The sequence below is a fragment of the Pseudomonas sp. FP2309 genome (genome assembly GCF_030687575.1).
In the GTDB taxonomy this organism is placed as follows: domain Bacteria; phylum Pseudomonadota; class Gammaproteobacteria; order Pseudomonadales; family Pseudomonadaceae; genus Aquipseudomonas.
On record NZ_CP117439.1, the window covers coordinates 866999 to 890371 of the forward strand.

General features: G+C 60.3%; 25 protein-coding genes and 5 tRNA genes. 20 read left to right on the plus strand and 10 right to left on the minus strand.

Annotated features, from left to right (window positions below):
* From PSH59_RS03820 to thiO, 3 genes are all read left to right on the plus strand, one after another.
* Positions 1-531, plus strand: coding sequence for a PilX N-terminal domain-containing pilus assembly protein (locus PSH59_RS03820; RefSeq protein WP_248075130.1), 531 nt, complete (start codon positions 1-3; stop codon positions 529-531).
* A gap of 11 nt (positions 532-542) precedes the next feature.
* Entirely contained in the window at positions 543-944 is a 402-nt protein-coding gene (locus PSH59_RS03825; protein WP_248075132.1) for a type IV pilin protein, read from the plus strand.
* Positions 945-1006: 62 nt separating this feature from the next.
* On the plus strand, positions 1007-2116 hold the full coding sequence (gene thiO, locus PSH59_RS03830; protein ID WP_305394349.1) for a glycine oxidase ThiO: 1110 nt from the start codon (positions 1007-1009) through the stop codon (positions 2114-2116).
* Here thiO and PSH59_RS03835 read toward each other — a convergent pair.
* Together PSH59_RS03835 and PSH59_RS03840 are read right to left on the minus strand one after the other, a co-directional pair.
* Positions 2103-2336 carry a PP0621 family protein gene (locus PSH59_RS03835; RefSeq protein ID WP_248075136.1) on the minus strand — a complete coding sequence of 78 codons (234 nt, stop codon included), beginning with the start codon at positions 2334-2336 and terminating at the stop codon, positions 2103-2105. The genes thiO and PSH59_RS03835 overlap by 14 nt on opposite strands.
* Before the next feature lie 125 nt (positions 2337-2461).
* Positions 2462-3487 (minus strand): outer membrane protein assembly factor BamD, encoded by a 1026-nt coding sequence (locus PSH59_RS03840; RefSeq protein WP_248075138.1) that lies wholly within the window; start codon positions 3485-3487, stop codon positions 2462-2464.
* Positions 3488-3636: 149 nt separating this feature from the next.
* Between PSH59_RS03840 and rluD the strand changes: the two genes are divergently transcribed.
* The 7 genes from rluD (at position 3637) to PSH59_RS03875 (ending at position 8734) form a co-directional block, all read left to right on the plus strand.
* On the plus strand, positions 3637-4599 hold the full coding sequence (gene rluD / locus PSH59_RS03845; protein ID WP_003171668.1) for a 23S rRNA pseudouridine(1911/1915/1917) synthase RluD: 963 nt from the start codon (positions 3637-3639) through the stop codon (positions 4597-4599).
* Positions 4596-5321, plus strand: a complete 726-nt coding sequence (gene pgeF, locus PSH59_RS03850; RefSeq protein ID WP_248075140.1) for a peptidoglycan editing factor PgeF — start codon at positions 4596-4598, stop codon at positions 5319-5321. The genes rluD and pgeF overlap by 4 nt, the downstream gene beginning before the upstream one ends.
* 131 nt (positions 5322-5452) lie before the next feature.
* Positions 5453-8017: an ATP-dependent chaperone ClpB gene (gene clpB / locus PSH59_RS03855; protein ID WP_248075142.1), complete on the plus strand. Its 2565-nt coding sequence runs from the start codon at positions 5453-5455 to the stop codon at positions 8015-8017.
* 304 nt (positions 8018-8321) lie between these two features.
* Positions 8322-8397, plus strand: a tRNA-Asn gene (locus tag PSH59_RS03860).
* 9 nt (positions 8398-8406) lie between these two features.
* Positions 8407-8483, plus strand: a tRNA-Pro gene (locus PSH59_RS03865).
* A gap of 5 nt (positions 8484-8488) precedes the next feature.
* A tRNA-Lys gene (locus PSH59_RS03870) sits at positions 8489-8564 on the plus strand.
* A gap of 93 nt (positions 8565-8657) precedes the next feature.
* A tRNA-Pro gene (locus PSH59_RS03875) sits at positions 8658-8734 on the plus strand.
* A 112-nt stretch (positions 8735-8846) separates the two neighbouring features.
* Here PSH59_RS03875 and PSH59_RS03880 read toward each other — a convergent pair.
* From PSH59_RS03880 to PSH59_RS03890, 3 genes are read right to left on the minus strand one after another with little or no spacing between them, the layout of a single operon-like run.
* Positions 8847-10145 (minus strand): NAD(P)/FAD-dependent oxidoreductase, encoded by a 1299-nt coding sequence (locus tag PSH59_RS03880; RefSeq protein WP_305394350.1) that lies wholly within the window; start codon positions 10143-10145, stop codon positions 8847-8849.
* Positions 10146-10205: 60 nt separating this feature from the next.
* Positions 10206-10379 carry a DUF3094 family protein gene (locus PSH59_RS03885; protein WP_248075146.1) on the minus strand — a complete coding sequence of 58 codons (174 nt, stop codon included), beginning with the start codon at positions 10377-10379 and terminating at the stop codon, positions 10206-10208.
* Positions 10380-10434: 55 nt separating this feature from the next.
* On the minus strand, positions 10435-11064 hold the full coding sequence (locus PSH59_RS03890; protein WP_248075147.1) for a DUF1780 domain-containing protein: 630 nt from the start codon (positions 11062-11064) through the stop codon (positions 10435-10437).
* Between the two features lie 218 nt (positions 11065-11282).
* On the opposite strand from PSH59_RS03890, the gene PSH59_RS03895 reads away from it, so the two are divergent.
* The 3 genes from PSH59_RS03895 (at position 11283) to PSH59_RS03905 (ending at position 12728) form a co-directional block, all read left to right on the plus strand.
* On the plus strand, positions 11283-11750 hold the full coding sequence (locus tag PSH59_RS03895; RefSeq protein ID WP_248075149.1) for an FAD/FMN-containing dehydrogenase: 468 nt from the start codon (positions 11283-11285) through the stop codon (positions 11748-11750).
* The gene (locus tag PSH59_RS03900; protein ID WP_305394351.1) at positions 11747-12436 is read left to right on the plus strand and encodes an energy-coupling factor ABC transporter permease; all 690 of its coding nucleotides are present in this window, start codon (positions 11747-11749) and stop codon (positions 12434-12436) included. The genes PSH59_RS03895 and PSH59_RS03900 overlap by 4 nt, the downstream gene beginning before the upstream one ends.
* 76 nt (positions 12437-12512) lie before the next feature.
* Positions 12513-12728: a hypothetical protein gene (locus tag PSH59_RS03905; RefSeq protein ID WP_003171680.1), complete on the plus strand. Its 216-nt coding sequence runs from the start codon at positions 12513-12515 to the stop codon at positions 12726-12728.
* On the opposite strand, the gene yacG is transcribed toward PSH59_RS03905, so the two are convergent.
* Genes yacG through PSH59_RS03925 form a run of 4 tightly spaced genes read right to left on the minus strand, consistent with a single transcriptional unit; the run spans position 12725 to position 15613 of the window.
* Positions 12725-12925, minus strand: coding sequence for a DNA gyrase inhibitor YacG (yacG, locus tag PSH59_RS03910; RefSeq protein ID WP_065887991.1), 201 nt, complete (start codon positions 12923-12925; stop codon positions 12725-12727). The genes PSH59_RS03905 and yacG overlap by 4 nt on opposite strands.
* A complete protein-coding gene (coaE, locus tag PSH59_RS03915; RefSeq protein ID WP_305394352.1) occupies positions 12922-13545 on the minus strand; it encodes a dephospho-CoA kinase in 624 nt (207 codons plus the stop codon). Before coaE ends, yacG begins: the two co-directional genes overlap by 4 nt.
* Positions 13542-14408, minus strand: coding sequence for an A24 family peptidase (locus PSH59_RS03920; RefSeq protein ID WP_248075156.1), 867 nt, complete (start codon positions 14406-14408; stop codon positions 13542-13544). The genes coaE and PSH59_RS03920 overlap by 4 nt, the downstream gene beginning before the upstream one ends.
* Positions 14405-15613: a type II secretion system F family protein gene (locus PSH59_RS03925; protein ID WP_248075158.1), complete on the minus strand. Its 1209-nt coding sequence runs from the start codon at positions 15611-15613 to the stop codon at positions 14405-14407. Before PSH59_RS03925 ends, PSH59_RS03920 begins: the two co-directional genes overlap by 4 nt.
* A gap of 202 nt (positions 15614-15815) precedes the next feature.
* On the opposite strand from PSH59_RS03925, the gene PSH59_RS03930 reads away from it, so the two are divergent.
* The 4 genes from PSH59_RS03930 (at position 15816) to PSH59_RS03945 (ending at position 18242) form a co-directional block, all read left to right on the plus strand.
* Positions 15816-16229, plus strand: coding sequence for a pilin (locus PSH59_RS03930; protein WP_305395267.1), 414 nt, complete (start codon positions 15816-15818; stop codon positions 16227-16229).
* A gap of 34 nt (positions 16230-16263) precedes the next feature.
* Positions 16264-17664: an O-antigen ligase gene (locus PSH59_RS03935; RefSeq protein ID WP_248075162.1), complete on the plus strand. Its 1401-nt coding sequence runs from the start codon at positions 16264-16266 to the stop codon at positions 17662-17664.
* A gap of 48 nt (positions 17665-17712) precedes the next feature.
* A tRNA-Thr gene (locus tag PSH59_RS03940) sits at positions 17713-17785 on the plus strand.
* Positions 17786-17936: 151 nt separating this feature from the next.
* Positions 17937-18242, plus strand: a complete 306-nt coding sequence (locus PSH59_RS03945; protein ID WP_248075164.1) for a DUF6388 family protein — start codon at positions 17937-17939, stop codon at positions 18240-18242.
* Positions 18243-18306: 64 nt separating this feature from the next.
* Here PSH59_RS03945 and nadC read toward each other — a convergent pair whose 3' ends face one another.
* Positions 18307-19155 (minus strand): carboxylating nicotinate-nucleotide diphosphorylase, encoded by an 849-nt coding sequence (nadC, locus tag PSH59_RS03950; protein ID WP_248075166.1) that lies wholly within the window; start codon positions 19153-19155, stop codon positions 18307-18309.
* A 246-nt stretch (positions 19156-19401) separates the two neighbouring features.
* On the opposite strand from nadC, the gene PSH59_RS03955 reads away from it, so the two are divergent.
* From PSH59_RS03955 to ampE, 3 genes are all read left to right on the plus strand, one after another.
* The gene (locus PSH59_RS03955) at positions 19402-21552 is read left to right on the plus strand and encodes a DUF1631 domain-containing protein (RefSeq protein WP_305394353.1); all 2151 of its coding nucleotides are present in this window, start codon (positions 19402-19404) and stop codon (positions 21550-21552) included.
* 61 nt (positions 21553-21613) lie between these two features.
* Positions 21614-22177: a 1,6-anhydro-N-acetylmuramyl-L-alanine amidase AmpD gene (ampD, locus tag PSH59_RS03960; RefSeq protein ID WP_248075170.1), complete on the plus strand. Its 564-nt coding sequence runs from the start codon at positions 21614-21616 to the stop codon at positions 22175-22177.
* Positions 22174-23010: a regulatory signaling modulator protein AmpE gene (gene ampE, locus PSH59_RS03965; RefSeq protein WP_305394354.1), complete on the plus strand. Its 837-nt coding sequence runs from the start codon at positions 22174-22176 to the stop codon at positions 23008-23010. Before ampD ends, ampE begins: the two co-directional genes overlap by 4 nt.
* The last annotated feature ends 363 nt before the right edge of the window (positions 23011-23373 follow it).

Genomic DNA, 23373 nt, shown 5'->3' on the forward strand with positions numbered 1-23373 from the left:
ATGATGCTCGTTGAAGGCTTTTCTGCTCGGCAGGCGGGCATGGTTTTGCTGATCAGCCTGGTCTTTGTGCTGCTGTTGTCGTTGATTGGCGTGTCGTCGATGCAGGAGGCGGTGACCCAGCAAAAAGTTACGGGCAGCCTCTGGCATCGCAACAGGTCACACCAGAGTGCCGAGAGTGGCTTGAGGTTGGGAGAGCGGGACGTGCAGCGAACGGGGGCGGCAATGCCGAGGTGCCAGTCGATCACGCGCTGTGCGCCGCCTGACGAAGCCTTTTCAGTGATTGGTGCCGGGACGAATCCAACGTCGGCAGTCACTTGGATTGCCTTCGACTTCGGGGTTTACGGTGTTCAATCCCTGGGGGCTGGTACCGGCATGGCGAATTTTCCACCACAGGCGACGGTCGAGTTATATCGCGTGACAGCCGTCGGGCTCAGTGGGCGGTCGCGCGCAGTGTTGGAGACCGTGTATGCGAGGGTAGAAGAGGAGGGCGGCTCGCGATTTCGGCGAGTGGCATGGCGGCAACTTCAATAAGGAGTAGCGAAATGGGCAAGGACAGCCTGGGTTTCACCCTGATCGAGTTACTGATCGCCGTGGCGATTATCGCGTTTCTGGCCGGGATCGCTTACCCCAGGTACGCCGGCTACGTGAATAAGGTCTATCGTGCGCAAATTGTCGCGCTGCTGACTGAGCAGGCCCAGCACTTGGAGCGCTTTTATACGCGCAACGGTACTTATATTGACGCCAGTGGCGTCAGCGCGGGCAATGATCGCTATAGAATCACCGCTGCATTGAACCCTCAGGACTTCCATCTGATTGCCGCGCCGATTGCCGATGCAGGTATGGCCGGCGATGCCTGCGGTGACTTCAGCCTGACCAGTGCCGGGGCGCGTAGCAATCCGGGCGCGGCGTCTGATATGTCGCGCCAGATGTGCTGGGGGCAATGATGAGAGTGCTGGACGATTGGGCGCCGGGTGTGCCCGTTCCTATTTATCGGCTGGATCAAATGATGGTTAAGCAACAGCAAGTTGTGATCGTCGGTGGCGGAGTCATCGGTTTGTTGACGGCGTACAACCTGGCAACCCAAGGTCAGGCGGTGGTGCTGCTGGAGCGCGCGGGTGTGGGGCAGGAGTCATCCTGGGCCGGAGGTGGCATTGTTTCGCCGCTGTATCCATGGCGCTACAGCCCGGCGGTGACTGCGCTGGCCCATTGGTCCCAGGATTTTTATCCGCAATTGGCTGAACGGCTGTTTGCCGCCACGGGCGTCGATCCGGAGGTTCACACCACCGGCCTTTACTGGCTGGACCTGGACGACGAAGCCGAGGCGTTGGCCTGGGCCGCCCGTGAAAGCCGACCTCTGAGCAAGGTCGAGGTGTCTGTCGCCCATGATGCCGTGCCGGCGCTGGGCGGCGGGTACTCTCAGGCCGTCTATATGGCGGACGTGGCCAACGTGCGCAACCCGCGCCTGGTCAAATCCCTCAAGGCGGCGCTGTTGGCGCTACCTGGCGTGACCGTCCACGAACAGTGCCAAGTGAACGGTTTTATTCTGGATGATGGCAATGTCGTCGGTGTGAAGACGACGGAAGGGCCGGTCCAGGGTGATCATGTCGTATTGGCGGCGGGAGCGTGGAGCGGTGAGTTGCTTGGCACTCTGGGGCTTGTGCTGCCGGTGGAGCCGGTCAAGGGGCAGATGATCCTGTACAAGTGTGCTTCGAACTTCCTGTCGAGCATGGTGCTGGCCAAGGGGCGTTATGCAATCCCTCGGCGCGACGGGCATATCCTGATCGGCAGCACCCTGGAACATCAGGGGTTCGACAAGACGCCGACAGCAAGTGCGTTGGAGAGTCTGAAGGCTTCAGCGGTGGAGCTGATTCCGGCCCTGGCAGACGCTGAGGTGGTCGGGCACTGGGCCGGTTTGCGGCCAGGCTCGCCGGAAGGCATTCCCTATATCGGTCAGGTGCCGGGTTATCAAGGGTTGTGGCTCAACTGCGGGCACTACCGCAACGGCTTGGTGTTGGCACCGGCGTCCTGCCAGTTGTTTGCCGACTTGTTGCTGAACCGTGCACCGATCATCGACCCGGTGCCTTACGCGCCCGAAGGTCGGATCAACGCTGGATAGACTTTGGCCCTTGCTCCAAATGCGCCTGGCTGCAGTACCACTCCTGGCGCACGCTGAGCGCGCGGTCCTGCGGCAGGTGCACGCCGCAGTGAGCGCAGCGTACCATCAGCGCTGCGCCGGGCTCGCGGGTACGCTGCTGTTTGGCGACCGGGCTTTTGAATTTACGCCACAACCATACCGCGGCAGCAATAACGGCAATCCAGAACAGAAGACGAAGCATGGCAGGTAGTTTCTCGACAAGGAATGCGGCAGTTTAGCCAAGGACGCGACAGGCGCACAGCGCAATAACACGTACCCACAAAAAAGGGAGCCCCGAAGGGCTCCCTTTTGCGTTGCGTCAACGGATCAGTCGAACACGCCGAAGGTCATGTAGCTGAACCACGAGCGGTCCTGATTGTCGCCCAGCGCCTGTGGGGCTTCTTCTTCGATCACGTCGCCGTTCTCGTCGTGGGGCTTGAGGTCCGAAGGAATGGCATCCTTGGCGTCCTGGTACTGCTTCTGCACGTCCTGGTTGGCGCGGGTTTCGCCCGGCGGCAACGGTGGGCGGGATTCGATCAGGCCCAGGGTGTACTTGCTCAGCCACGAACGGTTGTCCGCTTCGTCAACCTGAGGCACGAACTGGCCGTCTTTCAGGCTGGGGTGATCCGGGTAGTTGAGCTTGAGGGTTTCCAGGCTGGTGCTGGCCAGTTCGTCCAGGTGCAGACGCTGGTAGGCCTCGGTCATGACGGCCAGGCCGTCACCCACCGAAGGGGTTTCCTGGAAGTTCTCCACCACATAGCGGCCACGGTTGGCGGCGGCTACGTAGGCCTGACGGGTCAGGTAGTAGTGCGCTACGTGGATTTCGTAAGAGGCCAGCAGGTTGCGCAGGTAAATCATGCGCTGCTTGGCGTCCGGGGCGTAGCGGCTGTTGGGGTAACGGCTGGTCAACTGCGCGAACTCGTTATAGGAGTCGCGGGCAGCGCCCGGGTCACGCTTGGTCATGTCCAGCGGCAGGAATCGCGCCAGCAGGCCAACATCCTGGTCGAACGAGGTCAGGCCCTTCATGTAGTAGGCGTAGTCGACGTTCGGATGCTGTGGGTGCAGACGGATGAAACGCTCGGCGGCGGACTTGGCAGCTTCCGGCTCGGCGTTCTTGTAGTTGGCGTAGATCAGCTCGAGTTGGGCCTGGTCGGCGTAGCGGCCGAACGGATAGCGCGACTCCAGTGCTTTCAGCTTCGCTGTGGCGCTGGTGTAGCTATTGTTGTCCAAGTCTTTCTGAGCCAGTTGGTACAACTCGACTTCGCTCAGGTTTTCGTCGACGACTTCCTTTGTTGACGAGCAAGCAGCAGTCATGGCGAGGATGGCGATCAGCAGCAGGTGTTTCACTTGCATGGCGGCTTGCGTCCCTATGACGGCCGCTGTCTTGGGCGGGGCCGTCCTGTTATGATGAGCGCCCCGTTGAAAGCCTCGGGGCAAAAGACGCCGTATTTAACCACAAGCGCGCAGCCGAAACCAAAGGCTGTGCCACGCCTAGTCTGAGCATGTCCGATAAAATTGAACTTCGCGCAGAGGTGCCGTCCGAATTGGGCGGCCAACGCCTCGATCAAGTCGCCGCACAATTATTCGCTGAGCACTCGCGCTCGCGCCTTTCCGCCTGGATCAAAGACGGCCGCCTGACTGTGGATGGAGCGGTTATCCGCCCGCGAGACATAGTTCATGGCGGTGCGATTCTTGAGCTGACTGCCGAGCAGGAAGCCCAGGGAGAATGGGTCGCCCAGGACATCGAGCTGGATATCGTCTATGAAGACGACGACATCCTGGTCATCAATAAACCCGCAGGCCTGGTGGTTCACCCGGCGGCCGGGCACGCTGATGGCACTTTGCTCAATGCTCTGCTGCACCATATTCCCGACATCATCAACGTGCCGCGTTGCGGCATCGTGCACCGTCTGGACAAGGACACCACCGGCTTGATGGTGGTGGCCAAGACCATTCAGGCGCAGACGCAACTGGTTACGCAATTGCAGAGCCGCAGCGTCAGCCGGATCTACGAGTGCATCGTGATCGGCGTCGTGGTGGCCGGTGGCAAGATCAACGCGCCGATCGGTCGCCACGGCCAGCAACGCCAGCGCATGGCGGTGATGGAGGGCGGCAAGCAGGCCGTCAGCCATTACCGAGTGTTGGAGCGTTTCCGCTCACACACCCATGTACGGGTCAAGCTGGAAACCGGCCGTACCCACCAGATTCGTGTGCACATGGCCCACATCAACTTCCCGTTGGTCGGCGATCCTGCCTACGGTGGTCGCTTCCGCATTCCACCCGCGGCCAGCCAGACCATGGTCGAATCGCTCAAGACGTTCCCGCGCCAGGCGCTGCATGCACGCTTCCTGGAGCTGGATCATCCGACGAGCGGTCAGCGCATGAGCTGGGAATCGCCGTTGCCGGATGATTTTGTCTGGTTGCTGTCGTTGCTAAAGCAGGATCGCGAGGCATTTGTCGGATGAGTGACTGGCTGATACCTGACTGGCCCGCGCCGGCTCGGGTAAAGGCCTGCGTCACCACCCGTGCAGGCGGCGTCAGTCTGGCGCCGTTCGACAGCCTTAATCTGGGTGATCATGTTGAGGACAGCCTCGAGGCCGTCCTTGAAAACCGCCGTCGCCTTACCGATGCGTTTGGTATTCGGCCAGCCTGGTTGCGCCAGGTTCATGGCGTTAACGTGGTCGAGGCCAATCCTGATTGCATCGCTGAAGCCGATGCCAGTTGGACGAGCACCCCAGGCATCGCCTGCACCGCGATGACTGCCGATTGTCTGCCTGCGTTGTTCTGCAACCGTGCCGGTACCCGCGTCGCGGCAGCCCATGCCGGTTGGCGTGGGCTGGCGGCAGGCGTGTTGGAGGCGGCGTTTGAAAGCCTGGACACCGCGCCTGCCGATGTACTGGTCTGGCTCGGCCCGGCGATTGGTCCGCAGGCCTTTGAAGTGGGGCCGGAAGTGCGCGGTGCCTTCATGCAGCAATTGCCGGCAGCTGCCGAAGCGTTTGTGCCCAGTCGCAACGACGGCAAGTTCATGGCCGACATCTATAAGCTGGCGCGTCTGCGCCTGGCAGCTCGGGGTGTCACGGCGGTCTACGGTGGCGGTTTGTGTACCGTGACCGATCCTCGCTTCTTTTCTTACCGGCGCAATCCGCGCACCGGTCGATTTGCCTCCCTTATCTGGCTCGAGCGCTAGACTCCCCTGATCCATATCAAGCATTGCCCGCTTGAATCCTCCAGAATCCACCCCATCTATAGGGGTATCTGGCAGGTTTCTTCATTCAGGATGTGTTTATAGCTCCGGCCTGCTCAAAAGGAAGGTGACTAATGCGTATTGATCGTTTAACCAGCAAATTACAGTTGGCCTTATCAGACTCCCAATCCTTGGCGGTGGGCCTCGACCACCCGGCCATTGAGCCTGCGCACTTGATGCAGGCACTTCTGGAACAGCAAGGTGGGTCTATCAAACCCTTGCTGATGCAGGTGGGCTTTGACGTCAACAGCCTGCGCAAGGAGTTGAGCAAAGAGCTCGACCAACTGCCGAAAATCCAAAACCCGACCGGCGACGTGAATATGTCCCAGGACCTGGCGCGCCTGCTGAATCAAGCAGACCGCCTGGCCCAGCAGAAGGGCGACCAGTTCATTTCAAGCGAACTGGTGCTGCTCGCCGCCATGGACGAAAACAGCAAGCTCGGCAAGTTGTTGCTGGGCCAGGGTGTAAGCAAAAAAGCCCTGGAGAACGCCATCAACAACCTGCGTGGCGGCGATGCGGTCAATGATCCCAATCATGAGGAGTCGCGCCAGGCGCTGGACAAGTACACCGTCGACCTGACCAAACGCGCCGAAGACGGCAAGCTTGACCCGGTGATCGGTCGTGACGACGAGATTCGTCGCACTATCCAGGTCCTGCAGCGCCGCACCAAGAACAACCCGGTGCTGATCGGCGAGCCTGGCGTGGGTAAAACCGCGATTGCCGAAGGCCTGGCCCAGCGCATCATTAATGGTGAAGTGCCGGATGGGCTCAAAGGCAAGCGCCTGCTGTCCCTGGACATGGGGGCGTTGATCGCCGGCGCCAAGTTCCGTGGCGAGTTCGAAGAGCGTCTGAAATCCCTGCTTAATGAACTGTCGAAGCAGGAAGGGCAGATCATCCTGTTTATCGACGAATTGCACACCATGGTCGGTGCCGGTAAAGGCGAGGGCTCCATGGACGCCGGCAACATGCTCAAGCCGGCCCTGGCGCGGGGCGAGTTGCATTGCGTCGGTGCGACCACGCTTAACGAATACCGCCAGTACATTGAAAAGGACGCAGCCCTTGAGCGGCGTTTCCAGAAGGTGTTGGTGGAAGAGCCGAGCGAAGAGGACACCATTGCGATCCTGCGTGGCCTGAAAGAGCGCTATGAGGTCCACCATAAAGTGGCCATCACGGACGGCGCGATCATTGCGGCGGCCAAATTGAGCCATCGCTACATCACCGACCGGCAACTGCCGGACAAGGCTATCGATCTGATCGATGAAGCGGCCAGCCGCATTCGTATGGAAATCGATTCCAAGCCGGAGGTGCTCGATCGCCTGGACCGTCGCCTGATTCAACTGAAAGTCGAATCCCAGGCCCTCAAGAAAGAAGAGGACGAAGCGGCGAAGAAACGCCTGGAAAAACTCCAGGAAGAAATCCTGCGTCTGGAACGTGAGTATTCCGACCTCGAAGAAATCTGGACCTCGGAAAAAGCTGAAGTGCAAGGCTCCGCTCAGATCCAGCAAAAGATCGAGCAGTCGCGCCAGGAGTTGGAAGCTGCGCGCCGTAAAGGTGATCTGAACCGCATGGCCGAGTTGCAGTACGGGGTTATCCCGGACCTGGAACGCAGCCTGCAGATGGTCGACCAGCACGGCAAGCCTGAAAATCAGCTGTTGCGCAGCAAGGTGACCGAGGAAGAAATCGCCGAAGTCGTCTCCAAGTGGACCGGCATTCCAGTGTCGAAAATGCTCGAAGGTGAGCGCGACAAGCTGCTGAAAATGGAGCACCTGTTGCACCAGCGCGTGATCGGCCAGGAAGAGGCCGTTGTGGCGGTGTCCAACGCGGTACGCCGCTCGCGGGCGGGTTTGTCCGACCCGAACCGTCCCAGTGGCTCGTTTATGTTCCTCGGCCCGACTGGTGTGGGTAAGACCGAACTGTGCAAGGCCTTGGCCGAGTTCCTGTTTGACACCGAAGAGGCCATGGTGCGGATTGATATGTCCGAGTTCATGGAGAAACATTCGGTGGCTCGATTGATCGGCGCGCCACCCGGCTATGTCGGCTACGAGGAAGGCGGTTACCTGACCGAAGCCGTGCGGCGTAAGCCTTACTCGGTGATCCTGTTGGATGAGGTCGAGAAAGCTCATCCGGATGTGTTCAACATCCTGCTGCAGGTGCTGGAAGATGGTCGCCTGACCGACAGCCACGGGCGTACGGTGGACTTCCGCAATACAGTGATCGTGATGACCTCCAACCTGGGCTCGGCGCAGATCCAGGAACTGGTGGGGGATCGTGAGGCCCAGCGCGCTGCAGTCATGGATGCGCTGACCTCGCACTTCCGTCCGGAATTTATCAACCGGGTCGACGAAGTGGTGATCTTCGAACCATTGGCGCGGGATCAGATCGCGGGTATTACCGAGATCCAGTTGGGCCGTCTGCGTGGTCGTCTGGCCGAGCGCGAGCTGTCGCTGGAGCTGAGCCGCGAGGCGTTGGACAAGCTGATCGCGGTCGGTTACGACCCGGTGTATGGCGCACGGCCTTTGAAGCGTGCGATCCAGCGCTGGATCGAGAACCCGCTGGCGCAACTGATCCTGTCGGGCAGCTTTATGCCGGGCACGAGCGTCGAAGCCACGGTGGAAAACGACGAAATCGTCTTCCACTGAGCTCACACAGCAAGCTAATAAGAGAAGGCCCCGCATCGCGGGGCCTTTTTTTTCGATAGGGCGTTGAACTGTAAGGCAAAGGCTTGTAAAGTGCGCCCCGCAGCAACGTCAGCCCGCGGGTTTCTTCTCCCTAAGAAGAAATCAGAAAGAAGCGCAAATCATTGTCTTAAAAGCAATTTAAAGGGTTGACAGGGGTTTTTAAGATTGTAGAATAGCGCGCCTCAGAGACGCTAACGTAGCGATACGGACAGGGTCGAAGAGAAAGGTTACACCGCAGTAAAAGTTGTACTTTGAAATATGTAGTTCCGTGATAGCTCAGTCGGTAGAGCAAATGACTGTTAATCATTGGGTCCCAGGTTCGAGTCCTGGTCACGGAGCCAATTTCAAACCGGGGTATAGCGCAGTCCGGTAGCGCGCCTGCTTTGGGAGCAGGATGTCGGGAGTTCGAATCCCCCTACCCCGACCATATTTGGGTCGTTAGCTCAGTTGGTAGAGCAGTTGGCTTTTAACCAATTGGTCGTAGGTTCGAATCCCACACGACCCACCATTTTTGAGACCAGTTAACGCTGGAATCGAATCTTAAGATCAGAGGCCAAAAGCGCTGATCGAAGAAGGCGACTGAAAGGTCGCCTTTTTTTTCCGGGGTATAGCGCAGTCCGGTAGCGCGCCTGCTTTGGGAGCAGGATGTCAGGAGTTCGAATCCCCTTACCCCGACCATATTAAAAATCCTCGTATCGAAAGATACGGGGATTTTTTTTATCCGCGATTTTTGTGGTACCGCAGCATATGCGGGAGCGAGCAAGCCCACTTCCCGCATCAGGTTGTGGTGTTAATGCAATTTGAGGCGTGGCTCAGTGCCTCGTCCAATCTTGCTGCCCAGCATCAGCATGGCCGTGCGGAAGAAGCCGTACAGCGCCATTTGGTGCATGCGGTACAGCGACACATAGAACATCCGCGCCAACCAGCCCTCCAGCATTACGCTGCCCGTCAGGTTGCCCATCAAGTTGCCCACCGCCGAGAAGCGCGACAGCGAGATCAGCGAGCCGTAGTCGGTGTACTTGTAGGTCGGCAGCTCCTTGCCTTCGATCCGCAACTTGAGCGACTTGGCCAGCAACGACGCCTGCTGGTGAGCGGCCTGGGCCCGGGGCGGCACGTTGCGGTCGGTTCCGGGTTGTGGGCAGGCGGCGCAATCGCCGAAGGCAAAGATATTCTCGTCGCGGGTGGTTTGCAGGGTCTGCAGCACCTGCAACTGATTGATGCGGTTGGTTTCCAGTCCATCGATATCCTTGAGGAAGCCCGGTGCGCGAATCCCGGCGGCCCATACCTTCAAGCTGGCGGGAATCACCTGGCCGCTGCTGGTGATCAAAGCATCGGCGGTGACTTCACTCACCGCAGCGTTGGTCAGCACGGTGACGCCAAGTTTCTCCAGGGTTTTATGCACAGGCCCGCCGATACGCTCCGGCAAGGCCGGCAGCACCCGTGGGCCGGCTTCGATCAGGGTGATGTGCATGTTTTCCGGCTTGATGCGGTCCAGACCATAAGCGGCCAGTTCATGGGCGGCGTTATGCAGTTCTGCGGCCAGTTCGACACCGGTTGCGCCGGCGCCGACGATGGCGACACTGATCTTTTCCACCACGTCTGTCTGCCCGGCATGGGCGCGCAGGTAGTGGTTGAGTAACTGCTGGTGAAAGCGCTCGGCCTGTTTGCGGGTGTCTAGAAACAGGCAGTGCTGCGCCGCGCCCTCGGTGCCGAAATCGTTGGTGGTGCTGCCGACCGCGATCACCAGGCTGTCATAGCCCAGCACGCGGGCAGGCACCAGTTCGCGGCCTTCTTCGTCGAGGGTGGCGGCCAGCTGAATTTTTTTCTGTTCACGGTCGAGCCCGCTCATGCGTCCCAGCTGGAACTCGAAGTGGTTCCATTTGGCTTGGGCGACGTAATTGAGTTCGTCTTCCGAAGAGTTCAGCGAGCCGGCGGCCACTTCGTGCAGCAGGGGCTTCCAGATATGGGTCAGGTTGGTGTCCACCAGCGTGATGCTGGCGGTGCCGCGCTTGCCCAGGGCCTTACCCAGGCGGGTAGCCAACTCCAGGCCGCCGGCACCGCCGCCGACGATAATAATACGATGGGTCATGGGGATATCTCGCAAGGCTAAAAGAAATCGGAGCAGTTACCCCCGCGAGCGCCAGGCGGCTCATAGCGTCAGGTAACTCAAAAGGCGACTCAGCAGGCCAAGCCCGATCACCACCGTCAGCACCACACCGAGGAGCAGCCAAGGCCTGAAAGGCTTGCGCTCGACTCGGTTTTGGGAGAGTTGCAGGTACTCTTCGACATGCTGTTGGTCGTCGGGGTTCAGGCGGCTGGTCATATAAGGCCTCGTCAGGTAGACGTTGCAAAAGGGCGCCACGTTACAGTCCGCGGGATCAGAGGCTGATACCCACGTCGAACACTATGCTGCGGCCCAGGTTGTTGCGCAAGAAATCGGGTGCGTCCGGGTGGGCAAACAGCACCCGCGCAAACGTCGGCCCCACCAGTGACAGCGAGCGCCAGCCCTGACGCAGGTATTCGGTGGGCGGTGGAAAGTGACTGTTGAGGTCGAGCACTTCGCGCTTGAGGCTGGCGAAGGCGACGATATCCAGTTCGCCCAGGTCCATCCCGCGCTCTTTATAGTTGTGCGCTTTTTTACGCAAGGTGGGCGCCAGGCGCAGCAGGAACTCATGGGCGGGGATGCGCCGCGGCTTGGCTTCGCGCCGCACCAGTTGGCTAAGGGAGAAGGCATTGCGCCGGCGTAGCAACTCGTCGCGCCATTCGTCGTTCAGCCGCCGGCCTTCATCCAGCACGAAAAACACCTCGAAACTGGCATCGCGGAACAGCACATCCGGTGGCTCTTGCCCCGCCGGGTGAAACTCTTCGGCGCGATAAGACACATTCAAGCCCTGTAACAGGCGCTGGCAGACCCAACGCTCACGCTCCCATTTGCGGGCATTGGACAGGAACGCGTTGGCTTGTTCGGCCGCTACGGTGAGCAGGCGCAGGTAGTCTGAGTCATCCATAGCCAGCAGCTTAGCGTTCAAATGTGATGATAAAAACAGAGGCGGGGGCATTTCCTTCAGTTGCGTGGGATTTTCCACCTGGTTCGCGCTGCTTCATCGGCATTCACGCCGTCACTGAACGACGCTGGCTACCGGCCTTAGTTGTATAGGGCTTGAAAGGTCGATCACTGCAGTCATACTCACGCCAAGTGAGCGAGCCTTGATCTGAGGAGTGTGTGGTGAGGTATTTTGCATTAATAGCGCTCAGCGTGTTGCCCCTGTTGGCGCAGGCTGTCGAAGTAGGCGAGCGCGTGGCCCCCTGGACCTTGCTGGATCAGTACGATCAGGCCTACACCTTGAATGACCAGGCGCAGATCCTGTTGGTCGCCCGTAGCATGGATGCCGCCAAGCAAGTCGACGCAGCATTGCAGGGGCAGCCCAAGGGCTATCTTGAAGCACGACATGCGGTGTTCGTTGCGGACATTCAGCGCATGCCCCGATTGGTCGCCACGTTGTTCGCCGTGCCTGCCATGCGGGCTTACAACTACCGGGTGATGCTGGACCGTGACGCACGTATTGCGCCTCGCTACCCAGGGCCTGTGGATAAAGTGCTGTGGTTGCAACTGGCGAACGGCAAGTTGGTTGGCCAGCGCGAATACGGCTCTGCCGCTGACCTGCGCCAGGCGTTGGAGCGGGCGGCGCCGTGATCAGCGCCGCGGTGCTGGCGCCAATGACGCTTGGCATCGGCTGGCTGTTGTATGCGCCAGTGGTGATTTGGGCGATCCTGCGCTCGCCCTGGGTTGAGGTATTTGCCGACCGGCGGCGTCAGCATCTGCTGTTCGGTACGGTGTTCGCGTTGTTTATGTTGTGGTTGGTGCGGCGCGATTTCGATACCGGCGTTTCCTACCATTTTATTGGCATGACCGCCGTGACCCTGCTGCTGGATTGGCCGCTGGCGATCGTCGGCGGTTTTGCTGCCCAGTTGGGGCTGATGTTGCTCGGACGTCAGGACATGGCCGCCCTTGGCATCAACGGTCTGCTGCTAGTCGTGCTGCCGGTGCTGGTCACCGAGGCCTGCGCACTGCTGGTAGAGCGGGCGCGACCACGCAATCCCTTTGTGTATATCTTCTGTTCCGGTTTTTTTGCCGCCGCGTTGTCGGCTTTGCTCTGCCTGTTGCTGGGGTTGGGCTTGCTGTGGTTCGACGGGCGTTTTGCCATGCCGCAATGGCTGGAAGACTTCGTCGGCTACCTCTGGCTGATCATCTTCCCCGAGGCGTTTATCAACGGCACGGTGATCAGCGCTCTGGTGGTGTTCTGCCCGGAATGGCTGGAGACATTTAACCGTACACGCTACCTCTCGGCGCCCTGGAAGGACGACGATTCGCAGCCTTGATCCAGATCAAATCCAGTGTGTCGTGGCGAGCCCATGCTGCGCAAAACTAATATGAGTAATGCGAGGAGCGCGGATCATGAGTGTGTATGAATGGGCACGGCAGGAGCTACGCAGAAGCCAGGATGCGGCACAGGAAATTGGTTTTGACCCTGGCTTGACCCTGCGCGCGATGCTCAGCGCCGTCGTGCAGCAGAGCAAGGGCGTGCGCAGCTTTGAAGACCTGGCCGACGAGCTGCAATACCTTGCAGAGAACCTCGACGACCAGCAGGAATATGCCTTTATGCGGCCTTAGTGGCGCGGCGGCAGGTCTTCGGAAAACAGCTCGTCTTCAGCATCCGGAGCCACGGGAATTTTATGTTCTTCAGCGGCCCAGGCACCCAGGTCGATGAGTTTGCAACGGTCCGAGCAGAACGGCCGGTTGAGGTTGTCGGGTTTCCATTCCACGGGTGCACCGCAGGTTGGGCAGTCGACGGTCAAGGGTTGGCTCATGATCGGCCTCCACGCAAAGTAAGATAAAAGTGGTGCAGTCGCTCGACCTCGCTGTGCAGCCAGCCGAGGTCTTTGTCGTTGACCAGCACGTCATCGGCATGGTTCAGGCGGTCTTCACGGCTGCATTGGGCGTTGAGAATCGCTTGGACCTGCTGTTCGCTGATGCCGTCGCGCTGCAGGGTACGCTGTATCTGCAGCGATTGCGGCACATCGATCACCAGAATGCGCTGGGTCATGCTGTACTGGCCGGACTCGATCAGTAACGGCGACACCAGGATCGCGTATGGCGAGCGTGCACGCGCCAGATGGCTGCGAATCTCTTCGCCGATCAGTGGGTGCAACAGACCTTCCAGCCATAGGCGCTTTTCGGGGACTTCAAAGATCAGCTTGCGCAACGCGGCGCGGTCCAACTGGCCGTCAGGCTGCAGCACGCCTGCACCGAAGTGCTCGGCGATGCGCGCAAGTGCCGGTCGGCCCGGTTCGACCACCCAGCGCGCGGCGTGGTCGGCGTCGACGAGGTCGATGCCCAGGTCGATGAAGTGTTGAGCCGCGGCGCTTTTACCGCTGCCGATGCCGCCGGTGAGGCCAAGAACCCAAGGTGTTGCAACAGAAGTGGTCATCTGAAACCGACAGACTGCAAATAGAAGTCGGTTATTTGACCACCCCAGAGCAATGCAATCCAGCCGGCAATTGCCAGATACGGCCCAAAGGGCATGGGCGTCGACGCTTGGGCGTTGCGCAGGCGCATCAGGATCAGGCCGATGATCACCCCGACCAGCGAGGCCATCAACAGTGTCATGGGGACTATCTGCCAGCCACCCCAGGCCCCGAGCAGGGCCAGTAGCTTAAAGTCGCCGTGGCCCATGCCGTCCTTGCCGGTGATCAGCTTGAAGAGCCAGAAAACGCTCCACAGGCTCATGTATCCAAGCACCGCTCCCCACAGCGCATCGGGCAGTGTCGTCAGTAACCCAAAAGCATTGACGATCAGCCCCAGCCATAGCAGCGGTAGCACCAGCACATCCGGCAGCAACTGATGGTCGATATCGATCAAGCTCATTGCCAGCAATCCCCAGCTCACCACCAGCACCGCTGCGGCCTGCCAGCCGAAGCCGAAGTGCCAGGCCACCAGTGCCGAGATCAGGCCGCACCCCAGTTCGGTCAATGGGTAGCGCGCACCAATTGACCCCTGGCAGTGGGCGCAGCGGCCCCTGAGCAGCAGGTAACTGAACACGGGGATATTTTCCCAGGGGCGTATTGCATGCCCACAGTGGGGGCAGCAGGAGTTCGGGTGCATCAGGTTGTAGGTCGGTCCCAGGGGCTCGGCGGGCAAACCGAGCACTTCATGGGCCTGGGCGCGCCATTCGCGTTCGAGTATTTTTGGCAAACGCCAGACCAGCACATTGAGAAAGCTGCCGACGATCAGCCCCAGCACTGACGCGATCGCGACAAAGGCCCACGGGTACTCGCTTAACAGCAGGCTCAAAATGCGCTCCCCAGCTGGAACACCGGCAGGTACATGGCGATCACCAGTGCTCCGACAATGCCCCCCAGTATCACCATGATCAACGGCTCCATCAGGCTGGTGAGGTTGTCGACCAGGTTGTCCACATCGGTTTCATAGTGGTGGGCGACTTTTTCCAGCATGCGTTCCAGCGTGCCCGACTCTTCGCCGATCGCGGTCATCTGGATCGCCATGCCAGGGAACAGGCCGTTGGCGAGCATGGATTGATTCAACTGCATGCCGGTAGATACATCGCGACGCATACGCTCGATTGCCTGTTTGAACGGACCGTTTCCCGCCGCACCCGCCACGCAATCCAACGCCTGCACCAATGGGACACCGGCGGCAAAGGTCGTGGAAAGGGTGCGGGCGAAGCGGGCTACGGCGGATTTTGTCAGCAGTTTGCCTGCCAGCGGCGCTTTCAACAAACCGGCATCCAGCCAATAGCGAAAACCCGGCGAGGTTTGATACGCATGGCGCAGCCCCACCGTGCCTGTCCCCAGGCCCAGCGCCAATATCCACCAAGCCTGCTGCATAAACGCTGACAGAGCGATGACATGCAAGGTAAACCCTGGCAGTTCGCCGTTGACCCCGGCGAACAAAGTCTGGAATTGCGGCACCACATGGATCAGCAGCACGGCAGTCACAACGCTGGCGATCACCAGTACAGCAATGGGGTAGGTCATGGCCTTCTTGATCCGAGCCTTGAGCAGCTCGCTCTTCTCCCGGTGGATCGCCACGCGCTCGAGGAGGGAGTCGAGTGCCCCGGCCTGCTCGCCGGCAGCGACCAGGTTGCAGTACAAGTCATCGAAATAGCGTGGGTGTTTGCGCAGCGCGACGGCCAGGCTGGTACCGGCGGCGATCTGTTGCTTCAGGCTTTGCACCAGTTCGCGCGCAGGGCGATTGTCAAAGCCTTCACTGATGATGTCGAAGGCCTGCAAAAGGGCGATCCCCGCTTTGAGCAGCGTGGCCAGTTGGCGCGTAAACAGGGTGATATCGGCTGATTTGATCGCTGGGCCCAGGCTCGGCAGCACCGGAGATTTTTGGCGCACTCGTCCAGGGCTAATGCCTTGCTGACGCAACTGCGCCTTGACCACGGTCGGGTTGTGCCCGGCGGTTTGCCCGGACACCCGGCGTCCTTTGCGGTTGATGCCTTCCCAGGCGTATGTCGTCGAAGCATTGCTCATGTCACAGTTCCGCACACAGGTCGTCGAAGATTTATAGCGTAGTCAGGTGACGGACTCGGGCGCGATGATGTGAGCCGATAAAATGTCAGAATGTGCGTCTTGCGCGCGATCGACCCCCTGCGGGTGAGTACACTGGCGCCGCTGTACACCACGGGGCGCAGGATGCGCCTTGTCATGAGTTCTATTCTGGAGAGTGAATGTGATGCGTCAGAAAGGCTTTACCTTGATCGAATTGTTGATCGTCGTGGCAATCATCGGCATTTTGGCCACCATCGGCCTGCCCATGTACACCACGCACCAGGCCAAGGCCAAGTTCACCGCCGGCCTGGCTGAAATCAGCGCCTTGAAGGCGAGCTATGAAGACACGATCAACCAGGGCAGCGTGCCGACGCTGGCGTTGATCGGTGGTACCAGCCCCACCGCCAATTGCAAGATCGATGTGACCGGGGATGTGGCCACGGGCGCGGGCGCCATCCGGTGTGAAATCCTCGACGCACCGGCGCCGGTGCTGGGCAAGACCATCAGCCTGACACGCAGCGCCACCACTGGCTGGACGTGTACCACCAGCGCTGAAGCCAAGTACGTCGGCAAAGGTTGCGGCGCCGACGGTGCGTAACGGCTGAGCCATCCACAGGGACGCAGAGGGGCCGATGGGGTTATCCGTAGCGCAGCGAGGCGGTGTTTTCCTGGTAGTCGTGGCGTGCCTGCTCACGGTCGGGATTTGCGCGCCGTTCAGTGGGCACGACCTGCAACGCGTCATGCAGATCGCCATCGCGCTGTGCGCGGTGCTTTACGCGCTGTCGGTGGCCCCTGCCGAACCCCAGGTGGATCGTGTGACGGCCTGGGGGCTGGCACTGATTGTGGGGCTGGGCCTTGTGTCTTCGGTGCTGGCCCATCAACCGTTGTGGGCACTTACCGAAGTGGCGCTGTTTGTCAGTTGTGCGGCCATCTCCCTGGCATTTGCCTTGCTCCGTCGGCGGGGAGGCGAGCCCTTGGATCGAGGCTTGATGCTGATTGTGGCGCTGCTGTGCCTGATCAAATTGATTCAATACCTGTATGCCGGTGCGCTGGCGTTCACCAGTGGCGCACGCACGCTGGACCCTGATCTGCTGCTGTCGGGGTTTTCCAACAAGCGTTTCTACGGTCAGTTCCAGACCTTCACCCTGCCGTTGCTGGCGTTGCCCCTGCTGATGCCGACCGTCTCCCGCACTGTGCGAGCGGCTACCTTCGCGCTGTTGTGCGGGTGGTGGCTGATCGCAATCGGGGGCGGCACGCGCGGTACCTGGCTCGGCATGGGCGTGGCTGGCGTCGTATTGGCGGTGCTTGGTCCTTGGGGGCGGCGCTGGCTCGGTTGGCAGTTGGCGGCCATGCTGGGCGGGTTGTTGCTGTATGGGCTGATATTTACGCTGCTGGCGGATTACCTGGGGATTGAGCTCGCCAACGCTGCCAGTGAACGCCTCACCACCTCGCTGTCGGGGCGCGGCCCGATCTGGTGGCAGGCGTGGCATATGCTCGTGGAACGCCCATGGTTGGGTTTCGGGCCGATGCATTTTGCCGATCTTGCCAACAGGATTGCCGCCCATCCCCATCAGGCGATGCTGCAGTGGGCCAGCGAATGGGGTGTGCCATCGGCCCTGTGCGTGACGTTTTTGGCGTGGCGTGCCGGCTGGGCCACGGTTGCGGTGTTGCGCGAGCGGGCGCAGTCCGGCGCGCGCGCAGACCTGTTGCGCTTATGCCTGTTTGCGGGGTTGGTCGGTGCGCTGGTCCAGGCGATGGTCGATGGTGTGATCGTGATGCCCAACTCCCAAGTGTGGCTGGCGCTGGTGGTGGGATGGCTGATGGCGCTGCATGTATGGCGCACGCCGGTGACCGCGACGCAACCGTTGGCGTGGCGCGCATGGACAGGGTTGAGTGTGTTGGCCGTTGGTCTGCTGGTGTACATCGCCCTGCGCGACGTGCCCCATATCAGTCAGGCCCAGCAGCAGTACCTGAGTGGCGAGAGTCGGCACCTGCAGCCACGCTTCTGGGCCCAGGGCGTCATTGCTCGCTGAGGCGTGCAAGTTGCCGGACGCCCAATGCGGTGCTAGCTTTAGCCCACCGCCCGTGTAGCTCAGTTGGTAGAGCAGCGCACTCGTAACGCGAAGGTCGCAGGTTCGATTCCTGTCTCGGGCACAAGGGCAACACTGCTACAAATGCAACGTTTTCAGATGATCCCAGAATGGTTCTGAAGGCCAGACGAACCGGCATAGGTGCCTGTTCTTTTGTATCTGCGCAACCTTGATGACCCAGATGCATCCCCATTCCTTGATCTAAGAGAACAGACATGACCACGACTGAAATGACCCAGCAGGCCCGGCACGAAGAAGCGCTCAAGAAGTACCTTGAGGACACGCCGCAGCTTAAAGAAGAGATCAAGGACCTGAGCGCCGATGACCAGCGCGACCAGATCCAGTGGGCATTCGAGGACGAGGCCGAGAGCCAGGGCCTTCAGCCCTGGGAGCTGACCCTCAAGTACACCTCGACACCTGAGGCGTTCGAAGCGGCACGGCTGGCCCTGCACAAAGAGGCTGCCGAAGTGCTGGGTGTCGAATGGGAAGAATACTGCGAGATGAATAACCTGGTCGTTTGATGCGAACGTACCTTTGTGGTGAGCGGGACAAGCCCGTTCACCACATAAGCCCGGAATATTCGGCTCAGATGCTCAGTCGCATCGACAAATCCACCGCCTTCACATCTTTGGTCATCGCGCCGATGGAGATGTAGTCCACCCCGGTTTCAGCGATGGGAAGCAGGGTGGTTTCATTGATCCCGCCGCTGGCTTCCAGCTTCGCCTTGCCGCCGTTCAGGCGCACCGCTTCACGCATGTCTTCCAGGCTCAACTCGTCGAGCATGATGATATCGGCGCCCGCCGCCAGTGCTTCACGCAGTTCACTCAGACTTTCCACTTCGATTTCCACCGGCTTGCCGGGTGCGATCTCGTGGGCGGCGGTGATGGCCTGGGCGATACCGCCACACGCGGCGATATGGTTTTCCTTGATCAGAAACGCGTCATACAGACCGATGCGATGGTTATGGCAGCCACCGCAAGTGACGGCGTACTTCTGCGCCAGGCGCAGGCCGGGCAGGGTTTTGCGGGTGTCCAGCAGCTTGACCTGAGTGCTGGCGACAAAGTCCGCCAGGAATTGGGCGCGCGTGGCCACCCCGGACAGCAGTTGCAGGAAATTCAGCGCAGAGCGTTCGCCACTGAGCAGCGAGCGTGCCGGGCCTTCGAGGAGGAACAGCGTTTGATTGGGGCTGACGCGCTCGCCGTCGGCCACCTGCCAGTGCACGGCGACGCGTGGGTCAAGTTGGCGGAACACCGCGTCCACCCAGGCCGTACCGGCGATAACTGCGTTGTCACGGGTAATGATGGTAGCCGTGGCCAGCCGTTCGGCGGGGATCAACTGTGCGGTGATGTCGCCGCTGCCGATGTCTTCGAGCAGTGCGCGGCGCACGTTGGCTTCGATTTCGGCGGTGAGGTCGGCAAGACGGAGGTTCGGCATAACAGGCTCCACAAACAAAGTGTCCCGATTATAGGGGCAGTGTGCGTGCGAACCCAGACTCACCACTCATTTACCGCGTGATGTCAGAGTTTGCTGGCGCAACCCCCCTCATTTGCAAGATAATCTCGCGCCTTGCAATTGGCGTCATAGCTTTGACGTGCTGGTGGTAACCGGTTGTTCGCAGCGCCCCAGCGGGCCTGTACCCGATTTTTCCCCAAATCAATACCGCCGTTTCAGGAGGCCAGGATGCACAATGACGGAAAGGTGGTGCCAATCAAAAAGGCGCACGTCACGCCATCGCCGCTCGCTCGTCTGCCGATGGTATTGCTGCAGGTTCGCGACAAGGCCGCACAACAGTTGCAGCAGGGCCTGCAAGAGCTGTTCGATAACGCCGATGACACGTTGTTCGAAATGGCCGACAAAGCTCGCAATAACGTAGATCAGCATATTTTCTTCGAGGCCATGCGAGACCTGCGCCTCAAGCGCAAGAATTTCGAGCGCGTGTTCATGGAAGGCCTGTTCGACGCCTTTGCCAGGCTGGACCAGGCCGGGCGCGCCGAGCTGCAACTGGCGCCGGTTTTGTCCTATGACGCGGTGCCAGGCACCTGCAGGGATGAACGGGAAAAAGCCGTGGCGCTCCAGGCCATGCTTGACCGGGTACGCCACCGCGACGGTTTGGCGTTGTCGCAACTCACCGCACGCTTGAGTGCCTTACTGGGCAATCGCCTGGATGACCGTGAGAACCCTCTGGGGCCGGCGCTGCTGTGCGAATGTTTCCTGCGGGCGGGTCGCAGTCTGGGCGTGGAGATCCGCGTCAAACTGATCATGCTCAAGCTGTTTGAAAAATACGTGCTCACTGACGCCGACCACCTGTACGGCGAAGCCAATCAGTTGCTGATAGCGACAGGCGTGCTGCCCGAACTCAAAGCACCACCCTCCCGTCGACCCGGCGGGCGTGCTGCCCGTGATCAGCCACGCGAAGAGGCCGCGTCTCCAGCCGAACAACCCGTCGATGAAAACGGTCAGCAAGCGTTTGGCGCCTTGCAGGCCTTGCTCAAACCGGTACGCGGCAGTGTGGTCCCCACCCTGGAAGCCAGTGCTGACCCCCAGCCCATCGCCACCCGTGACCTCTTGCGGCTGCTGTCCCATTTGCAGCAGTACGTGCCCGAGCCTGACGCCGAGGACGATTTCGACCTGTGCAGCCAGCTTGAACAGTTGCTCACCCGTGTCAGCGTCAAGAGCGGCAAGTCGCGGGTGTTGGAGGAGGCGGACGAAGACGTGATCAACCTGATCGCGCTGCTGTTTGAATTCATTCTTGATGACCGTGCTGTACCCGATGCCTTCAAGCCGTTGATTGCACGCTTGCAGATCCCGCTATTGAAAGTTGCATTGCAGGACAAGAGCTTTTTCAGTCGCGCCAGTCACCCGGCGCGGCGCCTGTTCAATGAAATTGCGGCGACGGCCCTGGGCTGGAGCCCCGTCAATGATTATCAGCACGACGGCCTGTACCAGCACATCGAGCGGGTGGTGCAGCGTTTGCTCGATGAGTTTGTCGAAGATCCACGGATTTTTTCCCAGTTGCTCGCTGAATTCTGTGGGTTTACCGCCGATGAGCGACGGCGCAGTGAGCTGCTGGAACAGCACACCCGCGATGCCGAAGCCGGGCGCGTACTGACCGAAGCAGCCCGCCAGCAAGTGGCCGAGGTGCTCAATCGTCGCCTGCTGGGCAAGGTATTACCGCGTGCGGTGGTGCAGTTCCTGCAGCAGGCCTGGAGCCAGGTGTTGCTCCTCACTTGCCTCAAGCACGGCGAGCAGTCGGTCCAATGGCAAGCGGGGCTGCGCACCATGGACGAGCTGATCTGGAGCGTCGGCCTGCCGCAAGACACCGAAGCCGGCCTGCATTTGCTGGAGCAGTTACCGGGCTTGCTCAAGTCCTTGCGCGACGGCTTGACAGGTGCCGCGTTCGACCCGTTCAGCACCCATGATTTTTTTGTGCGCTTGCAGGCCTTGCATGTCCAAACACCCGAAGGCGTTGATGGGTTGGTCGAAGTGCGCGAGCCCTTTGTGTTCAGCGCGCTACCGCCCGACTCCCTTGACGGCTTGTCGGACGATGATCCTGACCTGCTCAAGGCACGCCAACTGCGCATCGATGGGTGGGTCGTGTTCCAGCAAGACCACGCAGACACCCTGCGCTGCAAGCTGTTGGCGATCATCCCTGCGGCCAATACCTATATTTTCGTTGGCCGCACAGGCCTCAAGGTCGCGGAGAAAAATGCTGGCCAACTGGCGCAGGCGTTCAAGCGTGGCGCGTTACATGCCCTGGACGATGGGCCGCTGTTCGAGCGTGCGTTGACGGCCGTTATTGGCAGGTTGCGTCAACTCAATCGCGGCAAGTGATCGCAACCACGGGGTCGAACGCGGCATACTGGACACACTTAGTCACGCTCAAGGATTCGGTATGCAGTTGGACCCCGCCAGTGGTTGGTGCCAGGGCATTCGCCATTGCCCATCACCCAACTTCAACGAGCGCCCCGCCGGCGAAATCTCGCTGTTGGTGGTGCACAACATCAGCCTGCCACCGGCGCAGTTCGCCACGGGCAAGGTGCAGGCGTTTTTCCAGAATCGCCTGGATGTCACGGAACACCCTTACTTTGAGGGGATCGCCGACTTACGGGTGTCTGCGCATTTTCTGATTGAGCGCGATGGCGCGGTGACGCAGTTTGTCTCCTGCCGCGACCGCGCCTGGCATGCCGGAGTCTCATGGTTCGAAGGGCGGGAAACGTGCAATGACTTTTCCCTGGGTATTGAGCTGGAAGGCACTGACGACCTGCCGTTCACCGACGCCCAATATGCGTCGCTGATCGAGCTGGCCCGCCAATTGCTCGAAGCCTACCCTGACATCACCGCGCAGCGTATTTGTGGTCACAGCGATATTGCCCCGGGACGCAAGACCGATCCCGGTCCCGCTTTTGATTGGACGCGCTTTCGCAGCGCCCTGCAGGATGGAGGACACGTACGATGAGTTTTCTGGTGTTGGTGCTGGCGGTGTGGATCGAGAAATTCTCTGCCCTGCGCCAGCGATTGCAGCGTGATGGCGGTTGGCTGCGCGAATTGGCCAAACTGGAATCGAGCCCGCGCATGGGCAAGCAGCCGTGGTTGGTTCTGACCGTCCTGGTGCTGTTGCCGGTGACGCTGTTGGCGCTGTTGCTGCTGGTGTTGGAGCCGGTGGCTTATGGCCTGTTGGCGCTGCCGGTGCACCTGTTGGTGGTGATCTACAGCCTGGGGCGTGGCGACCTGCTGGCTGGGCTCGGTCCGTTTCGCGACGCTTGGCGTCGCGGTGATTTACAGGCCGCCGAACATGTGGCCGAGCGCGACCTGAAGCTCAGCGCCGACAACGGCGAGCAGCTTTTGGAACGTGTTCAGGGCCATTTGCTGTGGCAGGCCTACCAAAGTTTTTTCGCGGTGATTTTCTGGTACTTCCTGCTGGGTCCGGTCGCCGCCCTGGCTTATCGCCTGTTGGCGCTGGCCAGTGAACACAGCCAGAACCCCCTGGTGGCCGAGCGCGCCGGGCAACTGCGGCATGCGTTTGACTGGTTGCCGGTGCGCTTGCTGGCCGCCAGCTTTGCCTTGGTGGGCAACTTCGTCGCGGTCAGCCGCGTAATGCTCCACGAATTGCTGAGCTGGGACATCAGTGCCGCCCAATTGGTGGAAAAGGTTGGGCTGGTGGCGGCCGAGATCCCGCCGCCCGTTGTGGGCGCAGACGGTATCAACAGCCTGGATCGCCTATGGGAACTGCTGCTGCGTGCTGCAGTGTTGTGGTACGCCGGGTTCGCCATCTGGACGGTGTTGCCTTAACCCCTTCTGTGAGGGCTGCTTTGCAGCCCTTGGCACAGGCTCTCGTTAACCTTAAGTTACAAAACTCCCTTTCAAATTGAGCTATACAGACAGAGCGCCAAATAGTGGCTTTGTGCCGTCGCCCTGCGCCTCAATAAAAATAAAGAAAGGGAGTTGACCTGTGAAGAGCTTGCTCTATCCCGCCGTCGCGTTGATGAACCGCCTGAGTTTCGGCATGAAGTTCAGCTTGATCAGCGTACTGTTCCTGCTGCCGATGCTGGCGACCAACTATTACCTGGTGCGCGATTCCTGGCGCGAATTCCAGGGCACTCGGATTGAGCTGCAAAGCCTCGACCTGCTCGGCAGCAGCCTGGCCCTGCGCCG